This is a genomic window from Exiguobacterium sp. s138, assembly GCF_018618775.1.
In the GTDB taxonomy this organism is placed as follows: domain Bacteria; phylum Bacillota; class Bacilli; order Exiguobacteriales; family Exiguobacteriaceae; genus Exiguobacterium_A; species Exiguobacterium_A artemiae.
Map to the genome: position 1 here is coordinate 584,935 of NZ_JACSMW010000001.1, position 15,341 is coordinate 600,275.

A 15,341-nucleotide genomic window follows, 5' to 3' on the forward strand; every position below is an offset into this window, starting at 1 on the left:
TATTAGTGTAATCGGTTGCACATTCATTTTTGGAAGGAAGTGACAAGGACGTTCGCGTCCTGATCCCGTATGCGCACAATTGACGAATCCCATTTCTATACCCGAGACATGAAACCATTGGCACGACCGGAAGCGATTGTTCAAGGAGACACTTACCGCTTCACCGTTCTCACCAGTCGTCTGATTCGACTCGAGTACGCAGCAGACGGTCGATTTGAAGATCGTCCGACCCAAACCGTCTGGAACCGCGATTTTCCGGTCCCCTCGTATCGAATTGTCGAGGACGAGACGGAACTGCAAATCATCACGGAACACGTCCATTTGCATTATACGAAAGGACCTTTTGCGTCGAACACCCTCTACATCGACGTCCTTGGAAACTTCAGTACGTATTACAGCCGCTACACGTTCGGCGGACCCCTCCGGACTCTTAAGGGGACGGCGCGGACGCTTGACCATGCCGACGGTGAGATTCCGCTCGAAGAAGGAATCATCTCCCGCCAAGGCTACGCGGCAATCGATGACTCGGCGTCATTCGTCCTGACGGAAGACCACTTCGTCGAACCGCGTCAGGAAGGGGCGCAGGACATCTATTACTTTGGTTATGGCCATGATTATAAACAAGCCTTAAAAGACTTTTACCGTCTGACCGGTCCGACACCGATGTTGCCGCGGCAAGTGCTCGGGAACTGGTGGAGCCGGTACTGGCGGTACAACGAAAAAGAATACAAAGATTTGATGACCCGCTTCAAGGCGGAGGATGTTCCATTCTCAGTCAGCGTCATCGACATGGACTGGCATGTGACGGATATTCCGGAGAAATACGGCAGCGGCTGGACGGGCTATACGTGGAACCGTGATCTGTTCCCGGATCCGAAAGGCTTCCTGCAGTGGCTGAAAGCCGACGACCGGATGGTGACGCTCAACCTTCACCCGGCGGACGGGGTCCGTGGTTTTGAAGAGTCTTATGAAGCAATGGCCGTTGCGTTGGGTGTCGACCCGGATACGGAAGACCGGATTCCTTTTGACTTCTCGGACCGCGACTTCATTGAACATTACTTCACGAAACTCCATCATCCGCACGAAGAGGATGGTGTCGACTTCTGGTGGATCGACTGGCAACAGGGGGCGAACTCGAAGATGAAGGGGCTTGATCCGCTCTGGATGCTCAATCATTACCATGCGCTCGATATCGCGCGGGACGGCAACCGTCCGTTGATCTTCTCGCGGTATGCCGGACCCGGCAGTCACCGTTATCCGGTCGGTTTCTCGGGCGATACGTTGATTTCCTGGGCATCGCTCAAGTTCCAGCCGTACTTCACGGCGACGGCCTCAAACATCGGCTACGGCTGGTGGAGTCATGATATCGGCGGTCACCAGCGTGGGGAGAAGGACGACGAACTGTCGACGCGTTGGCTCCAGTACGGCGTCTTCAGCCCGATCATGCGTCTCCACAGCACGATGAGTATCTTCAACGGGAAAGAGCCGTGGCGTTACTCGGTTGAGTCGGAACAGGTGATGAAGAAGTATTTACGACTTCGTCATCAGCTCGTCCCGTACATCTATACGATGAACGCCCGCAATCACTTTGACGGCCTGCCGCTTGTCTCGCCGATGTACTATGAACATCCGGAAGACGAGCTGGCGTATGCCGTGCCGAACCAATATTATTTCGGAACGGAACTGATGGTCACACCGATCGTCGAGCCGATGAATCCGAAGCTGCACGTCGCAGCGACAACGGCCTGGTTGCCGGAAGGGGACTGGTTTGATTTCTTCACCGGTCACCGGTACACGGGCGGAAAACAGATGCGTCTGTTCCGTAAGCTCGAGGATCAAGGGGTCCTTGCGAAAGCCGGAGCCATCATTCCGCTCGGTCAACACCTCGAGCGTTCGAACGCGCTCCACAATCCGGAGCATCTCGAACTGCTTGTTTTCCCGGGCGCCTCGAACCAGTTCACGTTGTTTGAAGATGACAATGTCGGTGTCGCACACCGGGACGGGGAGAATGTCGAGACGGCATTTGAACTCGACTGGGCGGCCCGGACGTTGACGATTGCAACGCCGTTCGGTAAACGGGAACTGTTGCCGGAAAAACGCGAAGTGACACTGATTCTGCGTGGTGTCAACGAAGGACACGTCTCCCGGGACGGAGAAGTGTTGCCGAGCCGTTATGACCATAAGACCCAATCGTTGTCCGTTGAACTCGGCGAAATCGGAGAGACACAAGTCCTGTCGCTCCAGGTCGACATGTCGACGAACGATAACCGGATGGAGCGGCTCTATACGTTCCTCGACCAGGCGGAGATCGGTTACGACTTGAAAGACCGCTTGTACCGTTTGCTGTCACAGCGACTGGATCCGGTCAATATGATGCATCAGTTGCAGGCGCTGGATCTTGAGAAAGATTTGGTCGACTGTCTGCTTGAAATCATGTTGTTCTAACAACAAAGTAAGGTGCCGCAAGCTCTCACTCTCTTTTCATCCGCTTTTCTCTGCAGGAGTCGGATGAAGACGAGGGAGATCTCCGAACATTCAAAAGAAGCGGTGGACACGTCCATCGCTTCTTTTTTGTATAGATGACTGAGCTGTTCGTTTACGTCCTGTTAATTTGTAAAGGGGAGAATAATGGGAAGATTCGTTTCCAATTGTGAGATAAAAGAAGTTAAAAAGGTGTTCTTCCGCAACCTGCGGAAAGAACACCTTTAGTACGATCATTTACGTTTTAATTTCTTCGCTTTCAGCTTCATATCCGGATACGTAATCATCGGACTGTCATCGACGGTCAGCCGGAGATGGTTCGGTTCACCTTTTGAAGTGATACCGGAACAATACAGAATGTCGGCATACTGGTCAAACAGCTTTTCGTAAGCCGGCAAATGGTGCATCAGTCGGCCGGGTGAACCCCAACCACACAAGACGACACCGTTCGTTTCCTTGACCCGGCGTAACGTCTGTTCGACGAATTCGTAATTGATGTCGTCAAAACTGGCTTGGGCGAACGGCAAGTCTTCACTGACCAGCAGGTCCGGCATCAGACTGATGATATCGTATTGTTTGATTGGATCTTCAATGTGCTTCTTCATCAAATTATACGCACGCTGCGTTGTCGTGCCGGATAAAAAGGCATCCGTCGTCCGCGGTGTGTAAATTAGGGCGGCTACGTGCGCGCCGTCCGTCACATCATCAAAGATGTAGCTCCGGAGATAACGTTTTGTTTTTGCTTCGTCAAACGTCGTCTGGACGCGGATTGACGATTCCTCAATCGTCAATGACGAACGATCGGGTTGTGTCATGGTAGTGCCTCCTTTTAGTTGGTCAAACGTAAGCTGATGCGAAGGAGTTGGGCAAGTGTCTGTTTCTTGAAATCGAGATCGTTCGCATCAATCAATTCGATTTTTTGTTGATAGGCATCGTATTGGTTGAGGACGTCAATGACATACTGTTCACTGCGATTGTATTCAAACAGGGCAGATTCAAGCGTTCCTCGGTCAGAATTTTTCGTGACGTCGTGCTGATTGAGGTACTTTGCGGCCGTATGCGCGCTGTCCGTCAAATCCGTCGGATCGGCTTTGCCGTCTCCGTTTGCATCGACACCCAGTCCACCGTATTGTTTGATGGCTTCTGGATCGGTTAAGTCAATTCCGTCATGCTCGATGTCGCCAAGTGACGTTCCGCCTTCATATCCCCAACCGACCCATGTTTTCGGCATGAACTGGAAAGGGCCGAGTGCGCCGACGGAAGACTGCATCGCGGACGATTTTGAGAAGATGGTCTCGACGCGATGGATTGCGGCAAGTAACTTCCAATCGACCTCGTAGCGGTCACCGGCTTGTTCGTAGATGTCGATATTCTCGGCTGGGACACCGTACTGTCCATAATAGGTACGATACAGCTCATTTTGGACGCGTTCCCGGTTTTGCCAGTAGATGATGCTACTACCGATGAGGACGATCAGTACGAACAAGATGCTTAATCGAAAAACTTTTCGCATATTGTTCTCTCCTCTTTCTGTGATTCCACTGAATGGTATCATATTTCGCAAGGCGCTAATAGTTTTTTTGCAAAGTCTGTTCCCGTGCAACGGTGAGAGCGGTCACACCTTCTTCAAAGATTGATGGATCGTGTCCGGTTTTTAACATGAAACAAGAGCAGAGTGGATTTAAAAGACAGCTAAATGGGAATGAGGTTGTTAATTACTGACATCGTCAAAACAAGCGAAATTTGATAGACTGAATGTCAGATGAAGTCATCGTTCATTTTTAAGATTTTGACGGTTGCAGGAATCGTCGATTGGCTTGTAAAATGAAGAGGTAAACGCTTACACATCAAAGGAGATGGACGAAACCATGCGAACGATCACTTCCACTGGCGAACGAAAGAAAACAAGTTGGACTCTGGATATCGGGAGTCAACCGAAGTTGATGATGGATGGACTGACGGAGAAAGAAACAGATCAAGAACAACGGATCATCTTCGATCACTTTTACATTCCGACAACGGCTACACTGATTTTTCGGTTCAAGGAACGTTTCCCGAACCATCTCTGCGAGAACGGGTATGATGTGTATGGAGCAGCAGCATTTGATGAACAGGTCGTCGAACTGATCTCGAACTGGTTCGTCGAACTGGTCACTGTCTTGACGGCCATTCAACGCACGAAAGGCGTCCAGCACTTTTTGATTGAAGGCGGAGTCGCCAAACGGACGGATTTCCTTCCGACCGTGCGCCGGACCTGCCGGGCATTAGAATCAACAGTTGATATCGCATAATTCGTTAGACCGCCGGCCGACGCCGGCGGTCTTTTTTTCTGTGAACAGCAAAACGATCCCCTTCATCGCCGAACCAGATGGGGGACCGTCATTGAAAAATGATTTTAAAACAAACGAGGAAAAGACTTCCTCGTAGTCGAATGCCTTACATAGGGTTCGAGAAGCTTTTTTCAGCCGCCCGACATGCCCGGAGCAAGGCATCCTTGAAGAACCGGTCTTCCTGCGAGGCGAGCAAACGTGTTGCTTCCTCGTCACCGCGTAACGATTTACCAAGCATCTGGATGACTTTGACCCAGCGCCGGACGTGATCGAGTTGCGGACGACCCATTGCGACGTAGACGGTGAACCAGTCGTTTTGATCACGGCGGATCATCCGTTGGAAGAGTGACTTCGCGAGATCGACTTCTTCCGTCGACGGGACCGTCATCGTCTCGAAGTACTGGCGAAGCGAAGCGATGGCCGTAACATAAGCTTCTTTGACGTCAGCGGACGGTTCGTGTTTCCCGTAGTCGGACGTCGACAGGTGGATCAAGGCCGGTTTCTTTTCGATTCCGGTGATCCAGGCGGACATCGTCTTACTGCTTTTGACCGCTTGCCGGTTGGCGACGGGCAGTTTCGCCGTCACTTGGCCGACCTTGCCGATGACGTTGACTTTTCCGTTACGTTCCTGGACTTCCGTCACCGTCATTTCAACCGTATCCCCCATTTCAAACGGGATCGCTTTCGGTTGCAGTTTTTCACCGGCCGTCAACGGCGCACGTTTACGAATCATCCGTAACGCTTCCTGTTCCATTCGGTCGTCGAGTGACCAAAGATGTTCCGGAGGGACGTTACGGAACCGGCGGCGGCGCACTTTGATGTATTGATCGAGGGCGTCGGCAGCCTGATCCCGGGACATCTCGCCGGCTGCGACCGGTCCGATGATGTCGCGTAATGTGATCGATTCGAGTCGTTCCATGATGCCTTCGAATGGAATCAGCTCCATCACGTAGAGGCTGCTGACGACGAGTTCACATTCGCGGGGCGTAAGAGGGCGTTTGGCCATAAATTGACTTCCTTTCCAGTTGCTTGATGTTTCTAGTATACCAAAAAAAAGTCACCATCACCTTTATTGGTGATGATGACGGAAGAAGTTTTTCGGCTTAAATGACGTAAGCCGATTCCGAACTGTTTTGCAGCTCGGCCTGACTCAACTTGACGAGCCCGTCGTGAAACGGATCGTGGTCGACCATTAGTTGCCCGAGCGCCTTGATTTCCGCGACCGACGTGTCGGGTTTCGCTCCCGCGAGACGTAAGCGGTACGGTTTTTTAAGTAACGTATCGAATGTCAAAACAATCGTGTGTTCCATCCAATTCCTCCTTTAATGTACGTAGTAAAATGAGTTAAGCGTTAAGTAAAGCGAAGTCACGGCTGATTTCCGTGTGTGTGTACGAGCCGGCAAGCATGTTGCCGATGGCTTGACCGATCGATGCGACGACTTGCGGTTCGAGATCCGACCGCAGACCGTTAAAGCGGCGACGGGCGAGAACAGCGTCCCCGTTTGGTGTCACCTTGTCGTTTCGTTCGAAGACGACGACTAAACTGGTTTTGATTTCCTCAGCTTGTGTCATGTGTATCACCTCCTTCGCCCTTATTGACAGGACGAAAACAGCAAATGTTCGGAAAGGGTGAAAAAAAAGTATGGTCTGGTTACGATTTTTACGACGGATGTCCTTTTTAAAGATGCGGACGCTCGCCTATGCATCGTTTTTATTTGTGTTCGGTGTCGCCCTGATCATGTATCTGGCGGAACCGGAGACGTTTGGAACGTACTTCCGGGCTGTCTACTGGACGATGACGACGGTCGTGACGGTCGGGTACGGGGACTTTTTCCCGAATACGGATTTCGGACGGTTCATGACGATTTTCGTCTTCATCTTCGGGATTGGGATCGTCGGCGGGTTGATTTCGAAACTCGTCGATGGTGTCCAACTGATTCGCAATCAAAAGGAAAGAGGGTTATTGCAAGTGAAAGAGACGGGACATACGTTAGTATTCGGCTACAGCCGGCGTTCCAAACACGTCATCGACGAGTTGCTAGAAACGACGGACGTCATCCTGATTGACGATCTTGAGCGGGAACCGTTCAGTCATCCGCGGTTCCATTATGTCAGCGGTGATCCGGCGCTTGACGCGACCTTACAGCGGGCGAACATCAAAAAAGCGACCCGGGCGATCATTCTCGCCGATCATTCGATTCCGCCGGCACTTGCCGACGGCCGGACATTGTTGATTGCCGCGAGCATCGAACGGGCGAATCCAAACATCTATACGATCGTCGAGATGATGCTTGAGGAACACCTCGACAGCTTTGAACAGGTCAAAGTCGATGAAGTGCTGCTCGGCGACGAGACGGTCGCCCGGATGGCGATTCTTGCCGCGTATCATCCCGGCGTCTCAAAAGTCGTGACGAACCTGTTGACGAAGGACGGGGACGGCATGTTTTCGATTCCGGCGAAACCGGAGTGGCAAACGTTTCGGGACGCGTTCCACGTCCTGCTCGAAGACGGGGTGACGATTTTATCGGACGGCAAACGGCTCGATTTGAACCGGCGCCTGAACGAACCGATTCCACCGAATACGACGCTGATCGTCTTATGCAGTGAAGAGACGGCGCAGCGAATCGGGGCTTTATAAGGAAAAGGATTACATTAATTCTTTTTCGGGTATAGTAAATACATTTACTATGCAGAGGAGAAAAGTGTATGACAAACCCACAACCAGAATGGATTCAGGAATTATTTGAGACGGTCGATCAAGGAGAATTAAAAGATGTCCCGAAATTACTCTATATGGCGTTGACATTAGAACCGAGTTATTTCACAAAAGCAGTTAGCCGGTTAAATCAGCGGCTCGAAGTAGAGCAGCTCCAGGAAGTCTCGGAACTGTTGACGGTCTATCGTCAATTCTTCATTTCCGCCAATCCGTCGGAAGAATACTGGTCGATTGCCTGGAACGAATTGATTCAGACGATGCACCATTTCATCGACCGCAATGAAGCACAACAGTTGTTTAAAGAACATATTGATTTAATCGATTGGTGGTCAAGTGAATCGTTATTATCGTTGCCGAGTTGGTTGACGGTACTTGATCTTGCAGAACGAATTGACGCACTTGATCAATTTTCCAGTTACTTACCAGACATTTTTAAAAGTTACGCGCTCGAGACAGCGAAGGATGAACCGTTTGCCCGCCTCGCGTGGTACGCGCTTGCGAGCGGTCAGCAGGATTTACTGACACCGTTCCGGTCCCGGATTGAGCAGTCGGACGCACCGGTCATCCGTTCACTCGCAGAAGCGGATTTACTTGATCAAATTGATACGACACGGGTTCGTATGTTAAAGTCAAAGGATAACGAACCGATAGAATTGATGTTTGATCGAAAATGGACATTATAAATTAACCCATAGAAAGTGACATCTAGATACTGCATGAATTTAATTCAAGGGGTGTAGGGATGATACACGTCAATTTGCCGCAAGGTGATTATGTCGTTTTGGTTGAAATCAACCGGGAAGTCTTATTGTGCCACTCACTCGAAGAGGCCGAGCAGGCGGAACGGGATCGATATGAACTGGTTGGTCGGATGAGCGAACGGTTGCCGTCCGAAGTCATCGGTCCGTCGATTGCTGATTTTGTACGGTTTTCCACCGGTTTTATCGGAGAAGCCGTGACGTGGAACGAGGCAGAGGAAGCATTCTTCTGCCAACAGTTCGAGACGTTTGACGGATCACCGCTCGGAGAAGATTTGACCGGGATTGATGCCAAACGTTGGCGTGCCGTTCTCGTCCGCTATTACTCCTATGTCACGATCGGAAAAATCATTCCATTTGAAGTCAGCGAAGAATCCGATGGGACGATGCCATTTTTTTAGTCTGTTTGGATCAGCACATCAATAGAATCGGCGTGTCAAAAGAGAAGGGCAGGGTCCACATTGAAAAAGAAACTTGCACTACTCACATTTGCTGTCGTCGTAGGGTTACCTACTTCTGCGTTCGCTAATTCTCAATATGTGCAGTATGATCCAACATTTAACGAGCAACAAAAACAAACGTGGCTTGCAGAACAAGGTCTGCAGGAAGTCCGGGAGTTGAAGCAGGACGGGTTCTCACTCGTCGAACCGTTGCCGCATGTCGACAAAGAAGATGTCGACGCCGACCTGATTCCGGTCAGTGTCGTTGAAAAGGCGACGGATTCCGCACAATTGCAACAGACATATCTCGATCAATCGCGTATTCCTACTTACTGGAAGTACAGTCGCGGTAAATCCGATGTTCGTGTGGCGGTCATTGATGATGCAATTGATGTCAATCACTCCGAGTTCAAAAACGTCATCTATAAGACGACGACGATTTCCGGCATCCGGAAACCGGACGATCACGGGACGCATGTCGCGGGAATCGTCGCGGCGGCGGAAGACGGAAGAGGAACGGTCGGGGTCGCGTCCGGCGTCAAACTGATTGGTGCGGACGTCTTTGACGGGGACTTCGCCAGTTCAATCGATATCGGGGACGGCGTATTGTATGCCATTTCTCAAGGCGCCGACGTGATCAATCTGTCGCTCGGTCAATACGAATACGATCCGTACATGGAAGCCGCGATTAAAAAGGCGGAAGCGAAAAACATCGTCGTCGTCAGTGCGGCCGGGAATGACGGGCGTAATAAGCTGTTATTCCCCGCGTCGATGAACTCGGTCATTGCCGTCGGGTCGGTCGGAACGCTCGGTCGTGCCTCGACCTTCTCGAACTACGGCAGAGGGCTGAACATCATGGCACCCGGAGAAGGCGTTTATTCGACGATGGTCGGCAACAAGTACGGGTATCTCGACGGCACATCGATGGCAACACCGATCGTCAGCGGCGTCATTGCCCTGGCGAAATCGAAGAATCCGTTCATTACGAACAGTACGCTTCGCAGCAAGCTGTATGCAGCAGCAGCGAAAAAGACGGGCGATACGTCGCTCCATTACGGGACAGGCCGTCTGAACGCCGGGATGCTCGCAACGATTCCGGCACCGGTCTCGAAAGTGTCCGTCCCGTCCGTCTTAAAGCCGAATCAGCCGTTCGCGCTTTACTTTGACGAGTATTCGAACGCGAAAACGCTGACCCGTCTGTACAAGGACGGTAAAATCGTCAAGACGTTTACGAACGACTATTTGCGCAACGGCACGCACAAGTATACGTACGCCTTAAAAGAAGCAGGGACGTATAAACTTGTCTTTGCGACAGCGAGCGGACGTCATACACGCGTGACGGAGCGGGTCATCACCGTCAAATAACAACAAAAAAAAGCCGTCTCACCTGAGGGGAGACAGCTCGTTAAGGACTCAAAGTATTTACTTTGGGTCTTTTCCTTTTTTATAGATGGGCGTCGGAACGTCTAGCGCTTCGCCGGTCCATTGAATCGTTGCTTCCATTTTGTACCCGGTATCGTCTTCATGGATGAAAGACAGGCGTCCTGAATCGATCAGCTGATACAGACCGTATTCGACTTGATTCGCCCACGACCGTAACGTCATCGCTTCATCGTACAGCGGAATCTGTTGCGGGAACCGTTCATTCATCAGTAAGATGTCATGCTGGTCAAAATGGTAACTCCGTTTCGAAAATGAATCAGGTTGTTTTACATTAAATGGCTCGAACGCATGGATGAGTTCACCCTTGCGGTAAAAGGCAAAAATGCCGTTCCGGAGATGAAGGGCCTTGATTTCATCAATCTCGATCAAGAACGTCAACTTCCGTACGGTACGCTGGTTCGTACCAGAGCGTCGTTTTTTCATGGTATATGCCCCTTTCTGAACCATTGTACTATACCGTAAAATCAGGAAGAATTGCAACTTTTCCGCCCATTAAACGAGAAATACCTCTTGCTAGAAACGCTCGTGTGCGCTACACTGTTAAGCAGTGACTATGTTGGTTCGGACAATTGCGGGGCACTCCGGTGCTTTGAGGAAAGTCCATGCTCGCACAACCTGCGATGGTTGTAGTGATCGTGCTACACGAAAAGATAAGTGTAGGCAGCGTCGTGCTGACGGCAGAAGGAACGCCTAAGTCTTCGGATATGGCCGAAACTTCTTGAAAGTGCCACAGTGACGGAGCCTTACTGGAAACAGTAAGGGTGGAACGAGGTAAACCCCACGAGCGAGAAACCCAAATTTGGTAGGGGAATTTCCGGAGCGGAACTGAACGCGAAGGAGAGCGTATGTAAATACGGAGATAGATGATTGTCGCCCGCGTGTGAGGGTCAAACCGTTTGCAACACTAGGGAACAGAACATGGCTTACAGGACCACATAGGCTGTTATTTTTACTTTGAACGAGAGTCCAGGTCCAACTGGGCTCTTTTTTTATTGAAATGATTTTGGAAATTCTAGAAACAGGTAGGAGCGTGAACAATCATGGCAAAACGTTTAGTCATCGCGACGGCGGCAATGGGGATCGAATCCCTCGTCGCCAAGGAAGTCCGCGATTTAGGATATGAGTGTACGGTCGAGGACGGAAAAGTCTATATCGATTGTGAGCTCGAGGACATTCCCCGTCTCAACCTCTGGTTACGGACAGCAGACCGCGTCAAACTCGTCGTCGCCGAATTCAAAGCGACATCATTCGAAAAATTATTTGATCAGGTCAAAGACCTTCCATGGAGCGAACTGTTACCGTGGGAAGCGAACTACGTCGTCAACGGACGCTCGGTCAAATCAAAACTGTTCTCAATCCGGGACTGTCAGAAGATCACGGAAAAAGCGATCGTCTCGCACATGCAGGAAGCTTACAACATGGGCGACGAGTGGTTACCGAAAACGGGAGCCAGCTTCCCGATCGAAGTTGCGCTTTTAAAAGACATCGCGACGCTGACGATCGATACGTCAGGCGACGCCCTGCATAAACGCGGTTACCGCGAGTTCCACTCGGCAGCACCGCTGAAAGAAACGATGGCAGCGGCGATGCTGATGCTGACGAACTGGAAGCCGGACATGCCGCTCTACGATGTCTTTACGGGATCCGGAACACTGGCGATCGAAGCCGCCATGATTGGCCGGAATATCGCACCGGGCATCAACCGTGAATTCGCATCGCAGGAATGGGCATGTATTCCGAAAAAAGCCTGGTTCGATGCAATCAAGGAAGCAAACGACAAAGCCGAGTGGGACAAGCCGCTCAAAATCTATGCCAACGATACGGATCCGGAAATGGTCAAGCTCGCGAAACAAAACGCCGAGCTCGCAGATGTCCGGGATGCAATCAACGTCATGCAACGTGATGCAGCGGACTTCAAGCCGAAGGAAGACTTCGGTGTCATCATCGGGAACCCGCCGTACGGAGAACGTCTCGAGGACGCCCGTGAAGTTCACCAGTTGTACCGGAAGATCGGCAATGCCTTCAAAGAATTCCCGTATTACAGTGTCTATATGATCACGTCATACGTCGAGTTCGAAAAAGCATTCGGCCGCCCGGCGACGAAACGCCGTAAGCTTTACAATGGTAATATCGAAGTTCAGTTTTATCAGTATTATGGTCTCCGTCGGAAAAGACCGCAGGCATAATAATCATAAATACTATTCTATAATAATTATAGAATAGTATTTTCATTATATCGAAAGTGGTGAAGTTTATTGAAATGGACATTTAATTTGACGAGATATAACTATACGGCTATATTAGGTAACTTATTTATTTTCTACACATGGATACTTTTTTGTTTATATATAATTTTCGTTTTTAAAAATGAAAATTATGATTTGGTTTTTAATATTAAACAATTTAATTTTCTTACAATAGTGTTTTCTTTAATATTTATAATTTTAACTAAAATTGTTGCTCGTTCAGATGGATATGTATATTCAATTCAAAACAAGAATCCACTAGTAATGTATATTAATAAATTAATTCTGAATGCTAAAGTATTACTTTTTATATTTAGTTTTTTGGTTAGCTTAACAATTTTTAGTTCAATCACATCTTTTGTGAAATTAATATTAATCACGATAACAATATGTATTTATTTATTTATGATATGTTCACCTATAAGAAAAATACTAAAAAACAATTTTAGTAAAAACAACGATAGAAAAAGTATAGGCTTGAAAATAAAAAAATATCTAATGAGTCTTAAAATAAATAAAATACAAATTAATTATATGATTGAGTTTCTATACATAATTACAGCATCCCTATTTGTATTAGCACTTGTAGCAATTACGTCACTTGAATACCTAATTATCGAGTTAATTGTTTTCTTTACTCCGCTTATTCTATTTACATTATTGTTTATCAAACTAATAATTAATATAATTCATAAGTATTTTATTAATAAAAAAAGAGTTGGATTTAAAGAATTTTTCAAACTAAAATTCAAAAAAAAATATGATTTAGTTTCTAAAATTATTTTTATGGAATTTTTTGCAGCTGATCGATCGAAAATTAATAGTGAAAATACAATAATTTTAAAAAAAATCTATGAGTTATCCAACTCTAATATATCTTTTGATAAAAGTGAGTTAATAGATATAATTTTAAAAGATGAAGATAGAGTTTATATTTATAAAGACTCTAATAATTCCTCTCAAAACTTATCTCTTAAATTTAGCTCGGACTATAGTATTTTCTTAAACAAAGTATTAAATAATCAAGACTCTCATAGACTTCCTAAAGAAGAGAAAGACATTTTAAATTTTTTTGCAAAAAATCATAAGGTTTTTAAAGAAGAAATGATGACTGGGAGAAAAGAAAATATAATTCATAGAAATTTAAATAACTTATTAATTGGATTATCGTTATTGTTAATTACATATTTATTTTTATTTTATATAGATGTAAATTATAGTGATTATTTTATTTATTTCTTGCACTTAATTATCTTAGGAACTCTAATCAGATTAATTTTAAGATCTAGTGAAATATGTAGAGCTTTTTATGTTGACATGAAAAGTGAAAAATATAATAGCTTATTAACAGGTGGAGAACGAATTTCGCTGGCAATAAAAAGTTTAGTTGAAATCGTTTCACTATGTTCTATTATTTATCTTACAAATAGTTATATTAATTGCTTATCTATGAAAATAAATATATCTGATTTTATTAATTCAATAAGTTATTCTCTAGCAGTATCGTTATTTAACGTTTCATTCGCATCAAATTTTGCGGAACTTTCAAGTAAAGATATAATCACAATATTTACTCACGTAATTCAACTCATTTCAAGTGTGATATTAATTACATTAAGTGTAGCAAACTATATTAATTTTCCGAAAATTCCTTTTTATTATCATGTGATTGTTAAAGAATCTAATTTAATAGTAAAAAAAACCTCATTCAACAAGGTTATTGAAAAAGTAATTATTGAAATACCTTTAAACGATGAATTATCTAAGTACGTCAATGAAGTTAATAGGAAGATGGAAGAGAGAGAAATCTCAGAAGAAGAAGCATATTTTTCTATAATAACGTTAAAAGAATATTTTGATTTTGATTCCGAAATGATTCTTTTTAAGAAATAATTGTATTTATCTAAATGTGATGATTTTTTCTGATTAAAGATGAAAGTGATTTTCGAGATATAACTTGGAAATGGACTCTTCACTATAAAGTAGTAGCATTAAATAATTAATATTAACATAAGCGGCTTGTGTTCTAAATTTTTATTGGACTCAAGTCGTTTAGTTGTTTCATTGAAATGTTCTTTGTTGTGGAATTTTTTGTATATGGAAATATGTATTTTAACTCCCAATCAGGTTGATAGTTACACAAATTATTTATTTATTATTTTTTTATTAATTCCTAAAAATTTGATTAGGACATTATTAAGACAATGTCTAACCAGTTATTGTGCTACTTTTTAAATTTTAATTTTTAATTATTTTTATACTTAAGATATTTTAATAATTACGATTGCTGTGGTCAATCGATTTTGACGCTAATAGGTTTTGAGTGATTACTAGTTTTTTGATTTGAAGGTCAAGTCCATTTTTGCGGGCTAAAATCAGTTGAACAATAATTTTTTTCTTAGATTTAGATTAAGAGCAAAAGACCGTTCAGAAAGTTGAACGGTCTTTTTGTATGGACTTCACGATTAAAAATATGACGAAAGAAAATAAATACATTTAATAACATTTTTGTAATTATAAGAAGTATTCAGTTCGACATTTATACCGGTATGGTAAGTTATTCATATCAGCTGATGATAGAAGAAAATATTAAAAAACAGGAGGACAACCAAATGGACTTTTTTCTGAAAGTAATATTTTTCACAGTCATGCTTTTGATTCACTATGCGTTATCGAGTCAAAAGAAGGTGTACCTCGGTGCCGTGATACCGGTGATTTTCGTAGCGACTATGGCGTGGCGGTACTTGACTGTGGATACCGTGAGCGTAAAGGCTCAATTACTGGTTATGGGCATCGGGTTGTTTTGTCTGATGGCAGAGTGGATGGAGGGGCGAGAGATGTTCAAAAGAAATCAGGAAAAAGAACTGGAACGCCTGCGAATCGAGGATTTCAAGTAAGTCCTTGTTCCTTAAAAAACCGCTCGATCT

At 45.9% G+C, this 15,341-nt stretch carries 15 protein-coding genes and 1 other RNA gene; 10 read left to right on the plus strand and 6 right to left on the minus strand.

Going from position 1 to position 15,341, the window contains the following annotated elements; genetic code table 11:
* The first annotated feature begins 69 nt into the window (after positions 1 to 69).
* On the plus strand, positions 70 to 2,445 hold the full coding sequence (locus KNP91_RS02975; protein ID WP_214848527.1) for a glycoside hydrolase family 31 protein: 2,376 nt from the start codon (positions 70 to 72) through the stop codon (positions 2,443 to 2,445).
* A 269-nt stretch (positions 2,446 to 2,714) separates the two neighbouring features.
* On the opposite strand, the gene KNP91_RS02980 is transcribed toward KNP91_RS02975, so the two are convergent.
* Positions 2,715 to 3,296 (minus strand): DUF1643 domain-containing protein, encoded by a 582-nt coding sequence (locus KNP91_RS02980; protein WP_114596065.1) that lies wholly within the window; start codon positions 3,294 to 3,296, stop codon positions 2,715 to 2,717.
* Positions 3,297 to 3,310: 14 nt separating this feature from the next.
* Positions 3,311 to 3,994, minus strand: coding sequence for a lytic transglycosylase domain-containing protein (locus KNP91_RS02985; RefSeq protein WP_214765003.1), 684 nt, complete (start codon positions 3,992 to 3,994; stop codon positions 3,311 to 3,313).
* 355 nt (positions 3,995 to 4,349) lie between these two features.
* On the opposite strand from KNP91_RS02985, the gene KNP91_RS02990 reads away from it, so the two are divergent.
* The gene (locus tag KNP91_RS02990) at positions 4,350 to 4,772 is read left to right on the plus strand and encodes a hypothetical protein (protein WP_214765002.1); all 423 of its coding nucleotides are present in this window, start codon (positions 4,350 to 4,352) and stop codon (positions 4,770 to 4,772) included.
* A 145-nt stretch (positions 4,773 to 4,917) separates the two neighbouring features.
* Here KNP91_RS02990 and KNP91_RS02995 read toward each other — a convergent pair whose 3' ends face one another.
* The 3 genes from KNP91_RS02995 to KNP91_RS03005 all read right to left on the minus strand — a co-directional run bounded on the left by KNP91_RS02995 (position 4,918) and on the right by KNP91_RS03005 (position 6,383).
* Positions 4,918 to 5,817 carry a hypothetical protein gene (locus KNP91_RS02995; protein ID WP_214848529.1) on the minus strand — a complete coding sequence of 300 codons (900 nt, stop codon included), beginning with the start codon at positions 5,815 to 5,817 and terminating at the stop codon, positions 4,918 to 4,920.
* A 97-nt stretch (positions 5,818 to 5,914) separates the two neighbouring features.
* Positions 5,915 to 6,121 carry a DUF2922 family protein gene (locus KNP91_RS03000; RefSeq protein WP_214848531.1) on the minus strand — a complete coding sequence of 69 codons (207 nt, stop codon included), beginning with the start codon at positions 6,119 to 6,121 and terminating at the stop codon, positions 5,915 to 5,917.
* Positions 6,122 to 6,155: 34 nt separating this feature from the next.
* Positions 6,156 to 6,383 (minus strand): DUF1659 domain-containing protein, encoded by a 228-nt coding sequence (locus KNP91_RS03005; protein ID WP_114596060.1) that lies wholly within the window; start codon positions 6,381 to 6,383, stop codon positions 6,156 to 6,158.
* 70 nt (positions 6,384 to 6,453) lie between these two features.
* Between KNP91_RS03005 and KNP91_RS03010 the strand changes: the two genes are divergently transcribed.
* The 4 genes from KNP91_RS03010 to KNP91_RS03025 all read left to right on the plus strand — a co-directional run bounded on the left by KNP91_RS03010 (position 6,454) and on the right by KNP91_RS03025 (position 10,090).
* Positions 6,454 to 7,449 (plus strand): potassium channel family protein, encoded by a 996-nt coding sequence (locus KNP91_RS03010; protein ID WP_251135846.1) that lies wholly within the window; start codon positions 6,454 to 6,456, stop codon positions 7,447 to 7,449.
* A 68-nt stretch (positions 7,450 to 7,517) separates the two neighbouring features.
* On the plus strand, positions 7,518 to 8,210 hold the full coding sequence (locus KNP91_RS03015) for a hypothetical protein (protein WP_214848533.1): 693 nt from the start codon (positions 7,518 to 7,520) through the stop codon (positions 8,208 to 8,210).
* Between the two features lie 59 nt (positions 8,211 to 8,269).
* Entirely contained in the window at positions 8,270 to 8,686 is a 417-nt protein-coding gene (locus tag KNP91_RS03020) for a hypothetical protein (protein ID WP_214848535.1), read from the plus strand.
* Positions 8,687 to 8,746: 60 nt separating this feature from the next.
* On the plus strand, positions 8,747 to 10,090 hold the full coding sequence (locus KNP91_RS03025) for a S8 family peptidase (protein ID WP_214848537.1): 1,344 nt from the start codon (positions 8,747 to 8,749) through the stop codon (positions 10,088 to 10,090).
* A 57-nt stretch (positions 10,091 to 10,147) separates the two neighbouring features.
* Here KNP91_RS03025 and KNP91_RS03030 read toward each other — a convergent pair whose 3' ends face one another.
* Positions 10,148 to 10,591 carry a hypothetical protein gene (locus tag KNP91_RS03030; RefSeq protein WP_251135847.1) on the minus strand — a complete coding sequence of 148 codons (444 nt, stop codon included), beginning with the start codon at positions 10,589 to 10,591 and terminating at the stop codon, positions 10,148 to 10,150.
* Positions 10,592 to 10,725: 134 nt separating this feature from the next.
* Here KNP91_RS03030 and rnpB point away from each other — a divergent pair.
* The 4 genes from rnpB to KNP91_RS03050 all read left to right on the plus strand — a co-directional run bounded on the left by rnpB (position 10,726) and on the right by KNP91_RS03050 (position 15,311).
* An RNA gene (gene rnpB, locus KNP91_RS03035) (RNase P RNA component class B) lies at positions 10,726 to 11,099 on the plus strand.
* A gap of 109 nt (positions 11,100 to 11,208) precedes the next feature.
* On the plus strand, positions 11,209 to 12,354 hold the full coding sequence (locus KNP91_RS03040) for a THUMP domain-containing class I SAM-dependent RNA methyltransferase (RefSeq protein ID WP_214848539.1): 1,146 nt from the start codon (positions 11,209 to 11,211) through the stop codon (positions 12,352 to 12,354).
* A gap of 69 nt (positions 12,355 to 12,423) precedes the next feature.
* Positions 12,424 to 14,307: a hypothetical protein gene (locus tag KNP91_RS03045; protein WP_214848541.1), complete on the plus strand. Its 1,884-nt coding sequence runs from the start codon at positions 12,424 to 12,426 to the stop codon at positions 14,305 to 14,307.
* 719 nt (positions 14,308 to 15,026) lie between these two features.
* Complete coding sequence (locus tag KNP91_RS03050; RefSeq protein ID WP_214848543.1) at positions 15,027 to 15,311, plus strand: hypothetical protein; 285 nt, start codon at positions 15,027 to 15,029, stop codon at positions 15,309 to 15,311.
* The last annotated feature ends 30 nt before the right edge of the window (positions 15,312 to 15,341 follow it).

Bases quoted from the DNA above. Each gene is read 5' to 3' on its own strand.
- KNP91_RS02975 (WP_214848527.1), top strand. From the start codon at position 70: ATGCGCACAATTGACGAATCCCATTTCTATACCCGAGACATGAAACCA.
- KNP91_RS02980 (WP_114596065.1), bottom strand. From the start codon at position 3,296: ATGACACAACCCGATCGTTCGTCATTGACGATTGAGGAATCGTCAATC.
- KNP91_RS02985 (WP_214765003.1), bottom strand. From the start codon at position 3,994: ATGCGAAAAGTTTTTCGATTAAGCATCTTGTTCGTACTGATCGTCCTC.
- KNP91_RS02990 (WP_214765002.1), top strand. From the start codon at position 4,350: ATGCGAACGATCACTTCCACTGGCGAACGAAAGAAAACAAGTTGGACT.
- KNP91_RS02995 (WP_214848529.1), bottom strand. From the start codon at position 5,817: ATGGCCAAACGCCCTCTTACGCCCCGCGAATGTGAACTCGTCGTCAGC.
- KNP91_RS03000 (WP_214848531.1), bottom strand. From the start codon at position 6,121: ATGGAACACACGATTGTTTTGACATTCGATACGTTACTTAAAAAACCG.
- KNP91_RS03005 (WP_114596060.1), bottom strand. From the start codon at position 6,383: ATGACACAAGCTGAGGAAATCAAAACCAGTTTAGTCGTCGTCTTCGAA.
- KNP91_RS03010 (WP_251135846.1), top strand. From the start codon at position 6,454: ATGGTCTGGTTACGATTTTTACGACGGATGTCCTTTTTAAAGATGCGG.
- KNP91_RS03015 (WP_214848533.1), top strand. From the start codon at position 7,518: ATGACAAACCCACAACCAGAATGGATTCAGGAATTATTTGAGACGGTC.
- KNP91_RS03020 (WP_214848535.1), top strand. From the start codon at position 8,270: ATGATACACGTCAATTTGCCGCAAGGTGATTATGTCGTTTTGGTTGAA.
- KNP91_RS03030 (WP_251135847.1), bottom strand. From the start codon at position 10,591: ATGAAAAAACGACGCTCTGGTACGAACCAGCGTACCGTACGGAAGTTG.
- KNP91_RS03040 (WP_214848539.1), top strand. From the start codon at position 11,209: ATGGCAAAACGTTTAGTCATCGCGACGGCGGCAATGGGGATCGAATCC.
- KNP91_RS03050 (WP_214848543.1), top strand. From the start codon at position 15,027: ATGGACTTTTTTCTGAAAGTAATATTTTTCACAGTCATGCTTTTGATT.